This window comes from Winogradskyella costae (genome assembly GCF_013403865.1).
Classification (GTDB): domain Bacteria; phylum Bacteroidota; class Bacteroidia; order Flavobacteriales; family Flavobacteriaceae; genus Winogradskyella; species Winogradskyella costae.
The window spans coordinates 61,943-82,858 of sequence record NZ_JABFDK010000012.1 but is presented as its reverse complement, the minus strand read 5'-3'; the positions used below and the strand labels follow the sequence as shown (position 1 = coordinate 82,858).

The 20,916-nt window shown below is 35.0% G+C and carries 13 protein-coding genes; 11 read left to right on the top strand and 2 right to left on the bottom strand.

The genetic code is table 11. The annotated features are described in order from the left end of the window. Together HM986_RS16775 and HM986_RS16770 are read right to left on the bottom strand one after the other, a co-directional pair. The coding region (locus tag HM986_RS16775; protein ID WP_179336197.1) for a hypothetical protein at positions 1 to 252 on the bottom strand (252 nt) is incomplete at its 3' end. A gap of 27 nt (positions 253 to 279) precedes the next feature. Further along, positions 280 to 3,411: a TonB-dependent receptor gene (locus HM986_RS16770; RefSeq protein WP_179336196.1), complete on the bottom strand. Its 3,132-nt coding sequence runs from the start codon at positions 3,409 to 3,411 to the stop codon at positions 280 to 282. A 214-nt stretch (positions 3,412 to 3,625) separates the two neighbouring features. Here HM986_RS16770 and HM986_RS16765 point away from each other — a divergent pair, with 214 nt between their 5' ends. From HM986_RS16765 to HM986_RS16715, 11 genes are all read left to right on the top strand, one after another. Then, positions 3,626 to 5,149: an alpha-L-fucosidase gene (locus HM986_RS16765; RefSeq protein ID WP_179336195.1), complete on the top strand. Its 1,524-nt coding sequence runs from the start codon at positions 3,626 to 3,628 to the stop codon at positions 5,147 to 5,149. 33 nt (positions 5,150 to 5,182) lie between these two features. Beyond that, positions 5,183 to 6,367 carry a putative glycoside hydrolase gene (locus tag HM986_RS16760; RefSeq protein WP_179336194.1) on the top strand — a complete coding sequence of 395 codons (1,185 nt, stop codon included), beginning with the start codon at positions 5,183 to 5,185 and terminating at the stop codon, positions 6,365 to 6,367. A 29-nt stretch (positions 6,368 to 6,396) separates the two neighbouring features. Beyond that, the gene (locus tag HM986_RS16755) at positions 6,397 to 8,289 is read left to right on the top strand and encodes a sulfatase (RefSeq protein WP_179336193.1); all 1,893 of its coding nucleotides are present in this window, start codon (positions 6,397 to 6,399) and stop codon (positions 8,287 to 8,289) included. Positions 8,290 to 8,311: 22 nt separating this feature from the next. Further along, entirely contained in the window at positions 8,312 to 10,195 is a 1,884-nt protein-coding gene (locus HM986_RS16750; protein ID WP_179336192.1) for a sulfatase, read from the top strand. 28 nt (positions 10,196 to 10,223) lie between these two features. After that, positions 10,224 to 11,717: an arylsulfatase gene (locus HM986_RS16745; RefSeq protein ID WP_179336191.1), complete on the top strand. Its 1,494-nt coding sequence runs from the start codon at positions 10,224 to 10,226 to the stop codon at positions 11,715 to 11,717. A gap of 158 nt (positions 11,718 to 11,875) precedes the next feature. Next, the gene (locus HM986_RS16740; RefSeq protein WP_218841460.1) at positions 11,876 to 13,093 is read left to right on the top strand and encodes a DUF6786 family protein; all 1,218 of its coding nucleotides are present in this window, start codon (positions 11,876 to 11,878) and stop codon (positions 13,091 to 13,093) included. 2 nt (positions 13,094 to 13,095) lie between these two features. Then, positions 13,096 to 14,964, top strand: coding sequence for an alpha-L-fucosidase (locus tag HM986_RS16735; protein WP_179336190.1), 1,869 nt, complete (start codon positions 13,096 to 13,098; stop codon positions 14,962 to 14,964). A 7-nt stretch (positions 14,965 to 14,971) separates the two neighbouring features. After that, positions 14,972 to 16,579 carry a sulfatase family protein gene (locus tag HM986_RS16730; protein ID WP_218841459.1) on the top strand — a complete coding sequence of 536 codons (1,608 nt, stop codon included), beginning with the start codon at positions 14,972 to 14,974 and terminating at the stop codon, positions 16,577 to 16,579. 32 nt (positions 16,580 to 16,611) lie between these two features. Continuing rightward, positions 16,612 to 18,108, top strand: a complete 1,497-nt coding sequence (locus tag HM986_RS16725) for a sulfatase family protein (RefSeq protein ID WP_179336189.1) — start codon at positions 16,612 to 16,614, stop codon at positions 18,106 to 18,108. A gap of 15 nt (positions 18,109 to 18,123) precedes the next feature. Further along, positions 18,124 to 19,272: an alpha/beta hydrolase gene (locus tag HM986_RS16720; protein WP_179336188.1), complete on the top strand. Its 1,149-nt coding sequence runs from the start codon at positions 18,124 to 18,126 to the stop codon at positions 19,270 to 19,272. A gap of 64 nt (positions 19,273 to 19,336) precedes the next feature. Further along, a complete protein-coding gene (locus HM986_RS16715) occupies positions 19,337 to 20,866 on the top strand; it encodes a sulfatase family protein (RefSeq protein ID WP_179336187.1) in 1,530 nt (509 codons plus the stop codon). Positions 20,867 to 20,916: the final 50 nt, after the last annotated feature.

The following is a 20,916-nucleotide window of genomic DNA, read 5'->3' as shown; positions in this document are numbered from 1 at the left end:
CAACTTTGCTTTTCCACTTTTTAAGGCATCACCAGTAACGCTAGTTTCACCCCACATTTCTTCCATTCCTTTTTTATCCTTCTCTTGAGAATTTATGTCTAAAACACTAATTAAGATTAGTAAAACGGAAACTATAAAACATCTATTCTTTAACATATACGTACTATTATTAATTTTAAAACTTTTAGAAGTCTTTTCCATACTTTCAATATTTATGGCATTGATATAGTCTTGAGAGTCATTTAAAGTCATCTACCTAATGATCCTCAAAAATTATTATTAAAACTTATATCTCATCGTTAATTTCCAAATAGGATTTCTACTATAGTAAGCTGAAAAATTTCGAGTATCACCTCCTTGAAACCTGCGAATATCCTCACCTGTAAGGTTAGATACTCCTGCACTAAGTTGTAATTTTTTATTTAACAAACTCTTTCTAAGGGTAATCCCAAGGGTTGTGCTTCCTTCAGTATAGTGTGGTTCATCTGCACGTGTATTTCCACCGATAGCGCCTAAATTACTAAGGTAATCACCTCTATAAGCTGCCGTAAACCTTAAAGAAAAACCAGATCGCTCATAATACAAAGTTCCATTGGCATTATGCTTAGCTGTACCAGGAAAACCATCAGCTTGCTCCCCTAAATCTCCATCAAATTCACTCTCTACGTAAGAATAATTGGCTTTTATACCAAAATCTTTTGCAAAACCAGGTAAAAAAGAAAGGTGTTGATTAAGTCCCACTTCAAAACCATAAATTTGACCATCAGTAATATTTATTGGTGTGGTTATATCAAATAACAAACCAGTTAAATCATCAGTATTACCTGTGCCATCAGGCAATGCTATTCCTAATAATTCTTCTCCTGGATATGTTTGATCTGGTGTTACTGCTTTTACTATGTAATTTTTAAGGTCTTTATAAAAAGCACTAAAAATAAAAGCACCTCCGTTATTGGTATAAACCTCCAAAGTGGTATCATACATCCATGCTGTATACGGTTTTAAGTCAGGGTTACCAGAAACAATAGTTCCTCTTAATCCCGAATTAGCTAAGTCTGCTGCATCTACAGGATTAATATTGGTTAGAAAAGTAATCTCATTGTTTGGAATTAGATCAACAAACTTTGGTCTTGAAACTCCTCTATAAGCACTTAATCTCAACTTCACATTTCTTTTTAATGATAAATTAGCATTAAAGCTAGGTAATACATCCCACCTTGACGTTTCTACTTGATAGTAAAAATTCTCTGTTGAAAACTCATCAAGATCATCACCAGTATCTGCATCTTCAAATTGTACCCCACTAAATCCTCTTGATTTATTTTGTGTTCTTACAGCTCTAACTCCAAAATTAAAACTTACAGGTAGCTTAAAAATCGCTGTTTTAATGTCCATTTGTGTATAAAAATCGGTACTAGATTCATTAGCACCATAAGATCTTCTAGCATCAAAACCTAAATTATTTTCTTCTGCCTCTACGTCTTTTAAATCTATATCAAAATCAAAAATACTTCCTCCATCGATGTCAGCATACCCGGGTAATAAATCTAATACAGCTTGCCCAGGGACTTTAACCCATCCATTTTCCAAACCAGCAACATTGCCTTCATTAAAACCTACGCCTGTAATCTCTCCTAAAAGATCACTGTAAGCACCACTCGCATTTAGTTCCGCTACAATACCACCATATAGACCACTTAATTGATCACTATCAGTATGTGAGGAAGTTGTTTGTCTAGCTTCAAAATCAGTTTCCGCATACCTAGTTCCAAAGGTTATTTTTGCATTTTTATCTAACTCATATTCAAAATCAATTTTTGTAGCATAATTATACCCTTTAGTTTTAATAAGTCTGCGTGAAACTCTATTAAGGTCGAAAGAAGCTGGATCAAAGGCCTCTGCAGGTAATCCATAATCAGGACGTTCCCCTCTTAAATCAATATCTAAACTTGTTTGATCATATCCTCCGTTACGTCCTTCAACTCTGTGAGTTATTTGTGTCAAATTTTGAAAAAAATCTAAATCTGAATACGAAATATCTGAAATGATTTTTAATTTATTTATTGGTTTAAATGTTGTGTTTAAACCAACTATATTATTCGTTGAGTGATTATCGTAAAATTGATTTGCATTCGTAATGGTAGTCCTAGCATTGTCCTCTGAAGAAGGACTAATATACGTTAATATATTTCCATTAAAATCAAGATCTCCTTCATCAAAAATATGGTTTCCTCCCACCAATTGAGTACCTCCTGTACTACCCAAACCTATCTGAAATTGCTGTCTATCCGAGTTAGCTTCTACGGTTGTTCGGGTATAATCTAATACCATATCTATTTCTTTTATTGGTCTCCATTGTATTGCTGCAGATGTTGCAAAACGCACTTCATTTTTTCTTAACAATGAATTATTAATGGTTCTTCCCACAATTACATCAGAATACTCTGTCCCATTTTCATCCGTAAGAGTAATCCCCTGTGTAATTCCTCTTAATGAGGTTTCATCTTTTATATTGTCTTCATCAGCATAAATAACTGAAACAGCAATACCCAGTTTATCATTTATTTTCGTTCCATAAACACCTGAAAACCTTTGACCAAAATCAAGATCTTCAATCGGTGTATTAGATGCACCTCTTACACTTATACTGGCAAAATAATTCTTCTTTCTATATCTTGCGTCTAACGGTCTTATAGTTTGAAAATCTACAGAACCTCCAAGATTCGTTGTAACTTCTTTAGCCTGCGTTGTCTTATGAATTCTTGCTCCCGAAATAATTTCGGTAGGGATAACATTTAAATTAAACTTTCTAAAATCAGACTTACCTTCGTTACCTGCAGATAAAGGTGTACGACCATTCACTGTTACTCCAACAAATTGCGGCCCTATACCTCTAATAGAAACTCTGTCTCCAGACACCCCATCAACATCTCTTTCTATTTGTACTCCTGCAACTCTTTGCAAAGCATCTGCTGCGTTGGTGTCTGAAAAATCCCCAATATCTTCTGGTGTAATAGCTTCTATTACAGTAACAGCATCCCTTTTAGCTCTTACTTCAGCTAAATGCGAAGCACGTATTCCTACATTAATAACAACTTCATCTAATGACTCGGAATCGGTTATCATCTTAACATTGATAAGATTCTTTTCTGTAGTAGAATATTCTACAGTCTTAAAACCTAAATAATAAAATACTAATACAGCATCAGGATTCTTTAGCTCTATAGTATAGTCTCCATCCATATTGGACATCGCACCATTTTTAGTGCCTTTTTCTATAACACTTGCTCCTGGTAATGGGATATTGTTTTCATCTGTAATTTTACCGGTTACAACTTGCTCTTGAGCAAAACCAATAAAGCATTGTAAAAGCAGCAAAAACAGAAGCCCTTTTGAATTATTTTTTTTCATGAATTGATGAGTAATTTCGTAAGATTACAAATATGTATCAAATAAGATCAATCAGCTTGCTCTGTTCGCTTTATAATTTTCTCTTTTCAACCACCCCTCTTTAATACTATACGCTCTCAGGGCATTTGAATTTTTACAGCAACAAAATGACGGAATAGAGAAGCGTTACTTAATAAGTAAATAGTTACTTTGTGTACTTGATAAATAATAACGTATGTTCATAAAGAAACGCTCTACCCTTCTTTTTTTTCTACTAAGTACTTGCTTTGTTTTTAGTCAAACGAAGCAGGCAAAAAAAACAATTGATGCCAACTGGGAGGCAATGGCAGAAAACTACAAAGCGCCAAAATGGTTCCAAGATGGTAAAATTGGTGTTTGGATGCATTGGGGAATTCCGTCTTCAATAGACGAAAACAGAGTTGAAGATGGATCACACTACGGTAGACGCATGTATGGCGATAAAGATTATGATGCTAGGAATGAACCAGACAGACTTAGAACGGTAAAATTAACGCAATGGCATACGGAACACTATGGGCCTCCTTCAGAATTTGGTTACGAAAAATTTATAGCAGACTTTAAAGCTGAAAATTTTGATGCTAATGCCATTGTAAAATTTGTTAAAGAAAATGGGGCGCGTTTTATAATGCCTGTGGCCACACATCACGATAATTTTGACATGTATGATTCCTTCTTTCCTTGGAATTCGGTTAAAATGGGCCCAAAGAAAGATATCCTAAGAGAATGGAAAGATGCCGCTTACAAACATGATTTAAAATTTGGAGTATCTACTCACTTATATTGGTCTCCTCGCTTTTTTAGAACCGCTCGGAAATTTCAGAAAAAAGGCACACCAGAATGGGAATTCTTTAATATGGATTATGACACTAAAGAATTTGCGAGTCAAGATAGTTGGAACGAACATTGGTACAAGCGGTCTTGGGATTTAATAGAGAAATACGATCCAGATATGTTTAATAACGATTCGCCTTATCCAACTATAAAAACAGGAAAAGGATTGGGTGTTAAACTATTTTCAGAGTATTTAAATAAGGATTTAAAAGAGAATAACAGCAAACAAACCACTGTCTTATCCTTTAAAAATGCTAAAGAGAATAAAGCTGCATTTACGTATAACTTAGAACGCGGAATGTTTGGGGAACAACAAGAGCATCCATGGATATGGGCAACCGATTTATCTGGTAGCTGGTTTTACAGAAAAGATGCTTTCACTAAAATGTCATTAGATGTTTTAATTGGTAATGCTATTGATGCCATTAGTAAAAATGGTATTGTAATGATTAATTTGGCGCTAAAAGGCGATGGTACGATTCCTGAAAATCAAATAAAAATGCTTAATGACTTTGGTGCCTTTGTAAAAATGAATCAAGACGGTATTTACAATACCAGACCTTGGAAAACTTTTGGGGAAGGTCCTTTAGAAATTGTGACAAAACGCGCTGGTGAGAATTTAAAGGAATTCTCAGAAAAAGACATTCGTTTTACCACAAAAGATGGAAATCTCTACGCTTTTCTATTAGCACCACCAACAGAAGATATTTTGATTAAGGTGTTAAAGCAAGATGGACTTTTACAAAAAAATATAAAAGAGATACAGTTGTTAGGTAGCGATGAAATCATCAGCTGGAACCGAAACAAAGAGGGTTTGGCTATTACATATGATTTTAAAAACATTCCAAATCAATCTGCTATTTGCTTTAAAATAATTACAGAATAGCTAAAAATACAATTAAATTAACGAGAGGTAACAATGCATTTTAAATCGTCCATAGTATTAGTTTTATTAGCCGTTTCTTTATGTGCGTGTTCAGTACAAAAACAGGAAACAGCTTTGGTCAAACAAAAATTACCAGAGTTTTCATGGGATAAAATGCCTTTATATATGCATCTGCGTAAATCTGAAGCATTTACAAAAGAGGAGCTAACCTACCTTTCAAAATTTCCTCTTACAACCTTTGAAAAAACAACGGGAAGTAAAGCGTATGGATCCACGGAAAAAGGCACAATCAAGGCTGCCAAAGCTGTAAAAAAAATAAATCCTGATGCCAAAATATTATACTACAAAAATGTTATTGTGAACTGGGGAGGTTATAATGAAGATGAAGAATTTTTATATAAACATCCCGAAGCTATATTAGTTAACACTAAAGGACAAAAAGCGTTGATGCCAAACGGTAGAACAGGCTTCTTTGATATCTCTGAAGACTATGTTCGTGAATATTGGTTAAACCATGTAAAAAAAGTTACCGAAAGCCCATTTATTGATGGGGTGTTTTTAGATGCGAATATTAAAGTTTTAGTCCCTATGTTTTTTAACAATCGTGTTGGAGAAGAAAAACGAGAAGCAATTAAAACGGGCTATATATCCATGATGGCAGATTTAGACGCTCAAATAGGAAAAGACAACTTATTAATTGCAAATATTCTTCGTGTGCGACCAGAATTTGAAGATTCAGGTAGAGAATATTTAAAATTCTTTGATGGTTCTTACATAGAAGGCTTTGAACATGAAAGTTTTGGCATGACTTATGAAGATTATCTAGCAAAAGGTATTGAGGCTGTTCAAAAATCAGCAAGAGAAGGCAGTGTTATAGCAATGTCTCTTGGTATTGGTAAAGGATTAGAAAATGCTGAAGCAGGTATTGATGACGCTAGAAAAAAAGTAACCATAAATGAAAATTTTACAAAACGCTTAGATTATCTATTGGCTATTTTTCTAGTCTGTGCTGAAAAACACAGTTATGTTTACCCACATGATGGTTATGATATTCAAAAATCTGCGGTTTGGCTTAAAACGTTTCCGCAGTATGAGAAAAACCTAGGAGCACCAAAAGGCTATGCCGTACGTGAAGGCTACATTTACACAAGGTCTTTTGAATATTTAGACGTTACCTTAGATATACAAAACAAAACAGCCCAATTGGATTGGAAATAAACTAACCCTTAATTTTTTATAAATAAAAAATGAAATCACTTTTAACAGCACTTGCAATTTTATTATTCTTTTCTAATTATGGAATTAGTCAAGAAAAAAAGGATTTAATAAAACCAAATGTCATCATTTTTTATGTTGACGATTTAGGTTGGCAAGATACCGAATTAAACAATTTAGACGAACCAAGTCCATGGGAAACGCCTAACATATCCAAATTAGCAAAAGATGGAATAACCTTTACCAATGCATATTCTCCGGCACCTACTTGTGCACCTTCGAGAGCGGCATTGCTTTCTGGTTTACACCCAACTAAAACAGGAGTTACCCATGTTAGCGGAGGCGCTATACCTGCACCCGCTGGACGTTCAGATTATATGGCACCCTTTTTTCCGAAAGGATTAATGCCTGAAAACTTTACCATTGCAGAAGCTTTAAAAATGAACGGTTATAAAACGGGGCATGTTGGAAAATGGCATGTAGGAACTCTTGATATTCAAGAATCAACAAATCAGGGTTTCGATTTTGCTTACGAATCTAGAGGTGCACACCAAGGGCCTAAAAAACCAGACAACCGCCTCACTGAATTTGCAACGCATCAAAAAAATGATCCATATCAATTGAGTGATGAAAAATATCCGCCTTTCACAAAAGCATCACCTAATGGCATTTCCTATCCAAAAGATATGGTGACAGAAAAAGCATTGGAGTTTATTAAATCTAACAAAGAAGAGCCATTCTTTCTATATTTAGCGCATTGGCTAGTACATGCTCCTATTCATACCAAAAATAAAGAATTACTACAATATTACAGTGATAAATTAGGAATAGACTTCCCTAAGGAAGATATTCCTATAAAAACAGAAGGGCAAACCAACCCGTTTTATGGCGCTATGGTAACGACTTTGGATTGGAGTTTAGGACGTGTGGTCGATTTATTAAAGAAAACAGACGATCCCAGAAATCCTGGTAAAAAATTATATGAAACGACCTATATTATTTTTTCTTCTGATAACGGAGGTGTAGAAAAAGCCAATGGAGATATCGTTACAGACAACTTTCCTTTAGATGAAGGTAAAAAATATGCTCAAGAAGGTGGCATTAGAGTGCCTATGGTTATTTCTGGTCCAGATATTCCAAAAGCAAAGACAAAAGATGTACTGATTAATCAATTGGACTTTTTTCCAACCATTTTAAATCTTACAGAAAGTAAAATACCTGCTAAATACAGTTCAAATTTAGATGGATTAGATATCTCAAATGTGTTGTTAAGCAATGAAAGTGTTGTGAAAAATAACAAAGGAGAAACTAGAGAAGCGTTATGGTGGCATTTCCCACATAATCAAGATCACCAAATGCAATCTGCCATAAGACGTGGAGATTATAAATTATATAAAAACCATATTGAAGGTAATTATGAATTATACCGTTTGTATAACGATGGAAAACGAGCCGATTTAGAAGAAATGCATGATATTGCAGACAAATCACCAGAAGTCGTAAAAGATTTATCTTCAAGATTAGAAAAATATCTAAAAGATTACAATGCGCAATATCCTTACAAAAGCCCTTCAAAATTTAAAAGTGAAGGAAATAATGGTACTGTAGCATCGATTCCAGTAATTGTTAGCGATGCCTTTGACACGAATTCCCGTAAAGTATCTATAACCTTAGAAAAAGGAAAAACTAAGGTGATTGAACCTTATGCCTTGGTAAAAATAGCAACCAAGCTTAAAAAGAAAAAGAACGGAAAGACAGGCAAATATGGAAAACATGATACGACCTACATAAAAATACCTTTAGAATCAGGTAAAAACAATTTAGAATACACGTTTACTGTTCCTGAAGGCGTCATAGAATATGGGGTTATTTTAATAGATGAAAATCGATTTATGGTACAAGGTGAATTTCATAAAATCAACTAAAAACTCAAGCTTTAAATAAATAATGAAAACTAACAACACATTCATAATCCTAGTATTACTAGCTTTTTTTTCTTCGAACGATGTAACTAGTCAGGAAAAAGACAAATTAATAAAACCTAATGTTATCATATTTTATGCTGATGATTTGGGTTGGCAAGATGTACAATTAAACGATTTAGATGAACCTTGTGCTTGGGATACACCAAACATTACAGCGTTAGCAAAAGATGCCATCAACTTTACCAATGGGTATTCGCCAGCACCAACTTGTGCGCCTTCGCGATCTGCACTCTTAAGTGGATTACATCCTGCTAAAACAGGAATCACTAATGTGAGCGGAGGAGGCATTCCTAAGGCTCAGAGAAATGAAAAATATATGAATCCCTATTTTCCTGAAGGATTAATGCCTGAAAACTTTACCATCGCCGAAGCTTTAAAAATGAATGGTTACAAAACAGGACATGTAGGTAAATGGCATGCAGGAGCGCTTGAAATTCAAAAATCCACCAATCAAGGTTTTGATTTTGCACATGAGTCTAGAGGAGCGCATCAAGGACCAAAAAAACCGAATACGCGCTTAACAGCTTTTGCAACTCATGATAAAAATGATGCTTATCGCTTAAGTGAAGAAAAGTATTTCCCTTTCACTAAGGAATCGCCTAAAGGCATTTCATATCCAACAGATCCGGTGACTGAAAATGCCTTAGAATTCATACAAAATAACAAAGAAGAACCCTTCTTTTTATATTTAGCACATTGGATGGTACACTACCCAATTCATACAAAAAATCGTGAATTACTAGACTATTATGTTGATAAATTAGGCGTAAAGCTTCCAGAAGTAGATACTGAATGGACTAAAGAAGGTCAGAATAACCCTTATTTTGGGGCTATGGTCACGACCTTAGATTGGAGTTTAGGTCGTGTGATAGATTTATTAAAGAAGACAGATGACCCTAGAAATCCAGGTAAAAAATTATACGAGACCACTTATATCATTTTTTCTTCAGATAATGGTGGAGCGGAAACTCGTAAAGCAGAGATAATGTCTGACAATGCTCCTTTAGACAAGGGAAAAAAATATTCAGAAGAAGGCGGTATTAGAGTACCGATGCTCATTTCTGGACCAAACATTCCAAAAGGAAAAACACACGATGTTTTAATTAATCAGTTAGATTATTTCCCAACCATTTTAAACCTTACCAATAGTAAAATTCCTGCTGACTATCGTTCAGATTTAGATGGTTTGGATGTTTCAGGTGTCTTATTAAATAATGAAAGTGAGGTTAAAGATAGTAATGGAAAACCTCGAGAAGATTTATGGTGGCATTACCCTTACGGCGACGAGACAAAAAATCAATCTGCTATACGATCTGGCGACTATAAGTTATATAAAAACTTTATCACTGGTAATTATGTATTGCATCGTTTGTATAAAGATGGGAAGCGCTATGATTTAGAAGAACAGAATGATATTGCCAAAGAAGAGCCAGAAATCACGAAAGCCTTAGCTTCAAAATTAGAAAACTATCTGAAAGACTATGATGCCAAATTGCCTTATAAAGCCCCTTCTAAATTTAAAACCGAAGATGGAGTATCAGCTATTCCGGTTATTGTGAATGATGTTTTTGATGCAAAATCTCGTCAAGTTGCTATTCAATTAGAAAAAGGAAAATCGAATGTGATTGAAAGCTATGCGCTTGTAAAAATCTCAGACAAGGCTAAGGCTAATAAAAAAGGTAAGAAAAGTAAAGTAAAATCTACCTATATCAAAGTCCCTGTTGCAGTTGGAAGCAACAATTTAGAATACACCTTTACAGTTCCAAAGGAAGCAAAAGAATACGGTATTATTTTAATCGATGAGAATCGATTTATGGTAAAAGGCGAATTTCATAAAGTTAAGTAATAAAATGTTGATGATGAAAATAGGAATCATGAAAAATACAGTTACCAACTTTTGTTTGTGTTTCCTATTTTTTTTACAAATGGGCTATGCTCAAGAAAATACTAATACGTTAAAAAATAGTAGGCCCAATATCATCTTTGTAATGACAGATGATCAAGGCATGGGCGATTTGTCGTGCATGGGAAATGAGGTTGTAAAGACTCCAAATATTGATGCTTTCTATGAAAAATCAATACGATTTACAGAATACCATGTAAGTCCTACTTGCGCTCCAACACGCGCTGCTATACTAAGTGGTCGTCATGAATTTAGAGTTGGGGTTACCCATACGATTCTAGAGCGCGAACGCATGGCTTTGGATGTGTACACGCTGCCTCAAGCCTTGCAATCTGCAGGCTACAAAACCGGACTTTTTGGGAAATGGCATTTAGGAGATGCTGAAGACTATCTACCACAAAACAGAGGGTTTAACGAAGTTTTAATGCATGGAGGTGGTGGTATTGGCCAAGTAAGTTTAGGAGATTTCCCACCGAATAAAGACAATGTTTATTTTGATAATGTTTTACTTCACAATAAAACCATTGTAAAAACCAAAGGCTTTTGTACGGATGTGTTTTTCGATGCTGCTCTGGCTTGGACAAAAGAACAGATTATTACAGAAACACCTTTCTTTACGTATCTCTCATTAAATGCGCCACATGCTCCTTTGGTAGCTCCTGAAAACTATAAAAAACGTTTTTTAGAATTAGGCTATGATGAAGGCACTGCCAGTAGATATGGCATGATTGAAAACATCGATGACAACTTCGGAAGATTGATGAACAAACTTGACGAATGGGATGCCTTAGACAATACGCTAGTCATTTTTACCACAGATAATGGGGCCACACATTTAAGAGGCACTTTAAATGGAGAAAAGGTAAAACATTTTAATGCTAATCTTAAAGGTGGAAAAAACTCACCGAACGAAGGTGGCGATCATGTGCCGCTTTTCTTGTATTGGAAAGGTGTTTTAACCGAAGGAAAAGACATTAATCAACTTACCGCACACTTAGATTTATACCCGACCTTTGCGGAATTAACTGGAGCTAAGCTACCAGAAACAATGCAGCCTTTAGAAGGCTTGTCATTAATCCCTTTATTAGAAAATACAGCGACAAATTGGGAAGACCGTTTGCTATTTGTGCATTGCGGGCGCTGGAAAACCGGAATGGTCAACGAAGCCAAATACACTAAAATGGCGGTTAGAAGTCAACAATGGCGTTTTGTAAATAATGAAGAGTTATACGATATTAGTAATGATCCTGAAGAGCGCGAAAATGTGGCTTCAAAACATCCTGATGTGATAGCCAAATTTCAACAACCTTATAACAACTGGTGGTCGGCCTCTACTCCACTTATGATAAACGAAAACAGAAAGCGCGTAAAACAACAACCATTACATACCAAATATTATGAGCAACTAGAAGCCCAAGGGATTCCGAATTGGAGTCCGAATAATGGGATTGCCGAAAAAAAATAAAAAGCTGAAATGTCATGATTTCTAGCGCATCTAAAATGATCTATTTATTTAAAAGAGATATCTTTTAGGTTGAATTAGATATGAGGTTAATCTAAAAGAAATTGCAAATTAGTAACCTTGAAAATTTTTATCTCGTAGCAAAACGATTTGAGATTCTAATGAATTTATCAGGACACAACCATTCTAAAACTATGATTGATACTATGAAAAAAGACCACGGTTTTTCTAAAGACCTCACCTTTCTAAAAAAACATACCGATATTATTGTTTTGCAAGAAGGACAGAGTGCTGTAGTTATTGCACCTCAATTTCAAGGACGTGTTATGACGAGCACTACAAATGTAACTGAAGGCGAAGGTTTTGGGTGGATTAACAAAAAAGTTATTGAAGCTGGTTTTCTTTCAGAAGAAGAACGTGAGGGTCGCTTAGAAAATCAGATTTATGTATTCGGAGGTGAAGAACGTTTTTGGTTAGGTCCTGAAGGAGGTCAGTTTTCGCTCTTTTTTAAACCAGAAGACGATTTTGAATTTTCAAACTGGAAAACTCCTGCAGTAATAGATACAGAGGCTTTTACCTTGGTTTCTCATACTGATCATTCGGCGACGTTTGAACACCATTGTGAACTCATAAATAAAAGTGGAACAATTTTTAAAATGGGTATTGGACGTTCCATTTCTATTTTAAATAAAGCATCCATTGAAAATACCCTGAGAACACCGTTTTCCGAAAACATTGAGTTTGTAGGCTACCAAACCAATAATCAACTTACAAATATTGGTGATCAACCATGGCTACCAGAAACGGGTTTACCCTCTATATGGATTTTAGGAATGTATAACCCCTCACCAGAAACGACTATGATTATTCCTTTTAAAGAGGGAAAAGGAACTGTGTTAGGACAAAAAGTAAATGACACCTATTTTGGTAAGGTGCCTAAAGACTATTTAGAAATAAAAGAGGATGTATTGTATTTTAAGGGAGATGGGACCAAACGGAGTAAAATTGGTGTCAACTCAAAACGCTCAAAAGGAATTGCTGGAAGCTATGATGCATTAGGTAAAGTTTTGACTTTGGTGACTTATAATACACAAGAAGCGCCTCATGGCTATGTGAATTCAGCATGGGAGCACCAAGAAGAACCTTTTGCAGGAGATGTCATAAATGCTTATAATGATGGTTCTCCAGAACCAGGTGTTCCGCCAATGGGACCATTTTATGAGTTAGAAACCTCATCACCAGCGGCAGCATTACAACCAAATGAAACCATGGTTCATATCCAAACTACGATGCATTTAAAAGGCGATGAACACGAATTAAATACCATTGCAAAAGCCACTTTAGGTGTAAGCTTAGATGTTATTATAAAATCGTTATAATCATGAAGGGATTAAAAATCAACACAGTACTTATATGTTCGCTCTTTATAGCCTTAATCGTACAATATAGCTGTACAACAAAAGAAAAAGCTAATGTATCTGAAAACAAGCGTTTCAATCAAACTGATAATTGGATCGTATTAGACAAAACAGATGCAACTAAAGAAGGACATACATTTTCTTGGACTTTTGAGGTAAAAACCCCTTCAGATTATGTACTTCAAATGGTTTCAACTGAAGCATCCTTTAAAAATAATGAATCTGTAAAAATAAAAATAGGTGAACAAGAATTTGAAGCATCCTTATTGAAAAACTACGTTATTAATTCGAATGACATAGTTTCAGAATTCAAAAACATATTCTCAATAAAAAACACAGAAAAACAGACACTTTCTATAACGACTGAAGCCGATTTTAAAAGCTTAAGAATAATTCCACATTATAAAAAACCTATTGGTTCTGGTAAGTATCATCAAGAATGGTTAGCCATGCACCAATCCAAGGAAAAACAAGAAGCATTAAAACGGTTTAAAGAAGCCAAACTCGGCATGTTTATTCATTGGGGATTATATTCACAAGCTGGAGGCCTATGGAAAGGCACTAAAATTAACGATGCTCCATATCCAGGACCAAAAGTAGCAGAATGGTTAATGCATGCGTTTCAAATTCCTAGAGAAGACTACAGAGCATTAGCCAAAAACTTTAACCCAGATAAATCCTTTGCTCAAAATGTAGTAAAATTAGCTAAGGATGTTGGTATGAAATACATCGTCATCACTTCAAAACATCATGATGGCTTTGCCTTGTTTAATTCTAAACATTCTGAATTTGATATGGTTGACGCCACGCCTTACAAAGCAGACATCATAAAAGAACTTTATAACGCTTGTTTAGAAGAAGGTATAGATTTCGGAGTCTACTATTCTCATGGTAATGATTGGATGGATGGCACCGATGGGAATTACAAGAACGTCAAAAAAGTAAACGATTCTTTAGGGATTTATACACACCCAAATGGTAAAAATTTATGGGATCCAAGTGAAAACACACATGAATCATATCTGGAAAACAAAGCCTATCCACAAATAAAAGAATTACTAACCATGTTACCTGAACTGCGTTTAATTTGGTTTGATGGCACAGGTTTTACTACAGAAGCACAAGCCTTTCAGTTTTATAAACTCGTTTATGATAACAATCCGAACGTTTTAGTTAACCGAAGAGTGGGTTATGCATTTGGTGATTATTTAGATGCAGGAGATAATAAGATTCCTTCGGCTTCAGAAACCCTAGAAAAGTATTGGGAAACTTGTGGTACTACGAATAATTCTTGGGGTTATAAATCCTATGATGAAGACTGGAAAAGTCCAAAAGAACTACTCTACTACTTTGTCGATATTCTATCTAAAGGTGGAAACTACCTATTAAATATAGGTCCTGATGGAAAAGGACACGTACCAGAAACTAGTGCAGAAAACCTACGTGAGATGGGAAAATGGATTCATAAAAATGCAGATGCTGTTTACGGAACAACCCGTTGGAAAACACCAAACGAAGGCCAAGAAGAAACATTATTAGATGGCACAGGTCATAGAGCTGCCAAAGGTTTCAAAAGAGATTTTACATCTAAAGATTTTTGGTTTACTGCTAAAGGAAACAAGGTTTACGCTATTTCACTCACCAATACAGAAGGAGAGATTCTAATAAAATCATTAAAAGAAAGTGAAGGAGATATTGAACAAGTAAAACTATTAGGAAGCGAAAAAGCTCTTAGTTGGGATCAAAATGAAAACGGCTTACAAACTACAGTAACAGATATACCTACAGATGCCTTAGGTTATGTTATTGAAGTAACTTTAAAAAACAATTAGAATAATTATGAAAACTAAAACAACTCAAATACTTATAATTAGTAGCTTATTATTAGCTTCACTTTTTATGCTTACCAGTTTTGATAATAACGATACTACAGAAGAACCAAAACCCCAAAAGCCAAATATCATATACATTTTGGCCGATGATTTGGGTATTGGAGATTTAAGTATTTATAACGAAAACAGTAAAATACAAACACCTCATTTAGATCAAATGGGTAAAGAAGGTATGCAGTTTACAGATGCACATACCTCTTCTTCTGTGTGTACACCAACACGATACGGCATCTTAACTGGAAGATACAATTGGCGTACGCCATTAAAAGAATTTGTGACTTGGGGAAATTCACCTAGTTTAATTCAGAAAAACAGATTAACAGTGGCACAGATGCTAAAAAATAAGGGCTATAAAACAGCAAGTATTGGAAAATGGCATTTGGGTTTAAACTGGACAATGAAAAACAACAGCAAAGAGTTTGATCATTTTTCAGAGACATCAGATCGTTTAAATTTTAAGGCTATTGATTATAGTCAACCTTTAAAGTTTGGACCTAATGATATGGGCTTCGATTATTCATATATGATTTCAGCATCCCTAAACATGCCACCTTTTGTGTATATAGAAAATAATAAGGCCACTATGGTACCAACAGGAATTTCGGCTCAAACCAAAAAACAATCACCATATGCCACTTGGATTAGAGGAGATATTGCGGATGATTTTAAACATGAAGACGTACTACCAAATGTTGTAGATAAATCTATTGCTTTCATTAAGGAAAATGCCAATAGAGACCAACCTTTTTTTATGTACATTCCTTTGCCTTCTCCACATAATCCTGTGTTACCAATTGCACCATGGAAAGGTCAAAGCGACATTAAAAGTCCTTATGCCGATTTTGTAATCATGATAGATGATTTAATGGGTCGTATTTTTGAAACATTAAAAGCACAAGGCATTGACGAAAACACATTGGTCATCTTTACTAGCGATAACGGTTTTGCTACTACTAACGATTTAAAAACTTTAAAAAAGGAAAAACACAGTCCAAGTTATATATATAGTGGTTATAAAGGAAGTTATTTAGAAGGAGGTCACAGAGTCCCATTTTTAGTAAAATGGCCAGGAAAAATAAAACCAAATTCGGTTTCAGAGGCCACCATATGTACTACAGATTTTATGGCAACATGTGCAGACATTATCGATTATGATTTTAAGGATAATGAGGCCGAAGATAGTTTTAGCATGATGCCTTTATTAACCAATGAAGGAGATTATTTAAGAGATGCCACTATTCATCATGACAAGTATGGTGTTTTTGCGATTAGAAAAGGAGATTGGAAATTAATTGTATCTCCAAACTCAGGTATTATGGCCTCTGGCGAAACAAAAATACATAAAGATGTTACTGCGGAAGAAATTCTGTACAATTTAAAAAAGGACGTCAAAGAGAGAAATAACGTTGCCGATCAATTTCCTGAAAAAGTTAAGGAATTAAAAGACATACTGATCCAACACATACAAAACGGCAGAAGTACACCTGGAAAAGTTCAAAAAAACGATCCTATTTCAGGAGAATGGCCTCAAGCAAAGTTTGCTTTAAAAAAATAATTTAAGCAACAATAATTATATTAAAAGAACGAATGAACATATTACGATTCCTTTTCATCTTAGCTTTTATAACCTCTTGTAAGGCTCAAACCACTAGCGAAAAACAAGATGTTACGACTAAAAATACAACGCCAAATATTGTATATATTTTGGCCGATGATATGGGATATGGAGACCTGTCGTCATTAAATCCAGAATCCAGAATTCAAACTCCACACATGGATAAAATGTTATCAGAAGGAGTTCATTTTACAGATGCACACACAAATTCTTCTGTCTGTACACCTACACGATATGGTATCATTACAGGACGTTATGCCTGGAGAAGTTCCTTAAAAAAAGGGGTTTTAAACGGTTACAAACCTGCTTTAATAGAAGAAAACAGGCCAACAGTAGCTTCTTATCTTAAAAGTAATGGCTATACCACAGCATGTATTGGAAAATGGCACATAGGTTTAGATATGCAACCAAAAGATGGAGATAAGATTATAAAAGCAAAAGACGGAGTTAGCAATGTCGATTTTAGTAAACCCATAAAAGACCCTAGTTATTTAGGCTTTGACTATTCATATATCATTCCTGCATCATTAGACATCCCTCCTTATTTATATATCGAAAATGGAAAAGCTGTAGAATTACCTACGGAATATACAAACGTAAAAAGAAAGGGTCGCGGTCTTAGTTGGAGGCCAGGGGAAAAAGCACCTAATTTTGTTTTTGATCAAGTCTTAGACAATTTCACAAAAAAATCGATTTCTTTTATTGATGATCAAAAAAATAAAGACCAACCTTTCTTCCTTTATTTTGCATTAACAGCACCTCATACACCTTGGTTACCAATAGGTGATGCTGTTGGTAAATCTGAAGCAGGCGATTATGGTGATTTTGTAACCATGGTAGATGATGCTGTAGGCGCCGTGGTTACTGCATTGGAAGAATCGGGACAACTAGATAACACCTTAATTATTGTGACTTCTGATAACGGCTCTAATTGGACCGAAAGAGATAAAGAAAAATTTGCGCATCGTGCCAATTATATATACCAAGGTCAAAAAGCCGATATTTACGAAGGAGGTCATCGCGTGCCATACATTGCACAGTGGCCAGGTGTCATTCCTGCAGGATTGGAATCGAATCAACTCATGTGTACAACAGATTTGTTTGCGACCTTATCTGGTATATTAAATCAACCTAACGTGGAAAAAGGTGCTGAAGATAGTTATAATCTTTGGCCGGCTTATACCTCTAATATAGAGACATCAATTAGAGAAGCCGTTGTGCATCATTCAATGTTTGGTGTGTTCTCCATTAGAAAAGGCAAGTGGAAATACACTCCCGAATTAGGTTCAGGTGGTTTTACAAAGCCAAGGTCTATAGAACCAAAACCAAACGAAGCTCCCGGGACGTTATATGATATGAGAAACGATCCTGAAGAAAAGAATAATCTCTATAACAAACATCCTGAAGTTGTAGCAGAATTAGAACAACTTTTAGAGACTTATAAAAGCCAAGGGTATAGTAATAAATAAGAATACAGCAGAGTTATGACAAGATTTAGAAAATTTAATTTTAATGTTTCATTAGTAATTCTAGGTATCACATTTCCTTTTTTTAAAGGAATTGCGCAATCAGAAGACCAATCCAACGGAGCGTATCGCGATGTTTACATTAACAAAACTTGGGAAAGATTAGATGAAAACAAAGACGGTCAATTTACAGAGGAGGACAACAAACGCCTATGGAAAAATTTAAATAAATTATTGGACAGTAACGGAGATGCCCTAGTTAGCTTTGAAGAATTTTCGGCTAAAAAGCATATTCCGTATCTAAAGACAGAAGGAAAAAGAAAGTTAAATGTGCTTTATAAAGTTACTGAAGAAGAGGATTTATACTTAGATATTTATTATCCTAAAACGTTAAAGGACGGTGAAAAATTACCCGTAGTGATATACACACATGGAGGTGGCTGGGCAGCAGGTAGCCGACATGGAGCTGCCAATGCTTCTTTTAAAACTGTGCATACAGCACTTTTAGAAAAAGGATTTTGTGTGGTATCCGTGAGTTATAGACTTTGGAAAAAAGACGGAACTACAACCATGCGAGATTGCGTAATAGACAGTAAAGATGCTATGCGTTATTTGTCTAAATACAGTGAAACATTAGGCATTAATGCCAATCGGTTTTTCTCTTTTGGAGATTCTGCTGGTGGTCATATTTCCCAAATGCTATTATTAAGTGCACCAGAAACTTTAAAAGGCGATCCTGATTTGGCTTCTTACAATTATAACATGGTCGCTGGAGTATCTTGGTATGGTCCTTGCGATTTTGAAGATATCAGTTTATTCAATCATGATGATAGCCCCAATTTTAAAGATCGATTTGGTGCTAGAATAACAAAACCAGATACCAAACCTAAAGATAAATTAGCGCTGTATAAGGAAATGAGTCCGATTAATTATTTAGATAAAAATAGCGCTCCGTTATTAATGATCCAAGGCGATAAGGACACCACTATCCCAGTAAAACACGCTTATTATATGGCAGAAAAAGCGAATACAGTTGGCGCACCTGTAACCACATTAATTGTAAAAAACGCAGGTCATAATTGGCGAAAAGTTGGAGCCGACATTAATCCAACACGAGAATCGATAATCAAAACAACAATAGACTATTTTAATTCATATTTAAAATAAACGGAATACAATAAAGATTCCTTTAAAAAATTTTATTTCACAACAATACTAAATTAATATAACCATGAAAAAGCAAAAACTTAATACCCTAAGCTTAATTGTAATACTATTCGGCACCTTTACTTGGTTTGCAAACGCACAAGAAAATGCAAAGAAACCTAATATTGTTCTAATAGTCTGTGATGATTTAGGCTATGGTGATGTACAAAGTTTAGCTCCAGAAACTAGTAAAATTAAAACCCCTCAAATAGATCAATTAAACCAAGAAGGGATGACATTTACCGATGCGCATTCTGGATCATCTGTTTGTACACCTACGCGTTATGGGATTATGACAGGACGTTATAGCTGGCGTACAAAATTACAAAGTGGCGTCGTATCTGGTTTTGCTCCAGATTTAATTAAAGAAGACCGACCAACAATTGGAAATTTTCTTAAAGACCAAGGGTATCATACAGCTATCATTGGAAAATGGCATTTGAATTTTCAATATATAGATCCTGTTTCACAAACAACCATTCGTAAAAAAGGGAGAAACTTACCTCCTGTAGGTGCAACGATACCAGATGGGCCAATTCATAGAGGATTTGATTATTATCATGGTTTTCACCACGCGGGTAGTATGAAAGCAGTTATAGAAAATGACAAAGTAATTAGTCATGATGAAGTAATTAATATGTTACCGCGTTTAACAACTAAATCGGTAGAGTATATTAACCAACAAGCAAAAAACAAAGACGAAAAACCTTTTTTCTTATATGTGCCTTTAGGATCTCCACATACACCAATTGTACCTTCTAAAGAATGGCAAGGAAAAAGTGGACTTGGTAATTATGCTGATTTTGTAATGCAAACAGATGCCACTGTGGGAGCTATAACTGATGCGCTAAAAGCAAACGGATTATCAGACAACACATTGGTGATTTTTACTAGTGACAATGGTGCCTCTAAAGCTGCAAATATCAAAGGGCTTGCAAATAAAGGACATATTGTAAGTGCAGGCTATCGTGGTTCAAAATCCGATTTATGGGACGGCGGCCATCGCATACCATTTATTGTAAAATGGCCGAATAACATAGAACCTAACACCACAAACAATGATTTAATTTGCTTAACCGATATTTTCGCTACGTTTTCCGAAATAACAGATGTTGCTATGCCAAGCAAAAGTGGAGAAGATAGTGTGAGTTTTTTACCAGCATTACATGGGGAAGCTATCAATAGTACTAGAGCTGGCGTTATTCATCATTCCATAAGTGGCCATTTTGGGTATAGATTAGGAAAATGGAAATTGTTATTATCTAAGGGATCAGGAGGTTGGAGTTTCCCAAAAGAAGATGATCCAACATTAGACACTATGCCTGTTGCGCAATTATATGATATGGAAAATGATCCTGCCGAGACTACAAACTTATATACAACACGTCCTGAAGTTGCGGAACAACTTTTAAAGCAATTGGAATTAGATATAAAAACAGGAAGAAGTACTAAAGGAGAATTTTCTGAAAATGATATGGATGATATTATTTTATGGAAAAAAACAGCTGTTAATGGAAGTAAGAAAGCAAAAAATAAAAAGAAAGCAAAAGATTAATAATCTAATTTATTCACCTTAAATATTATATAAAGAAAAAATATCTATTT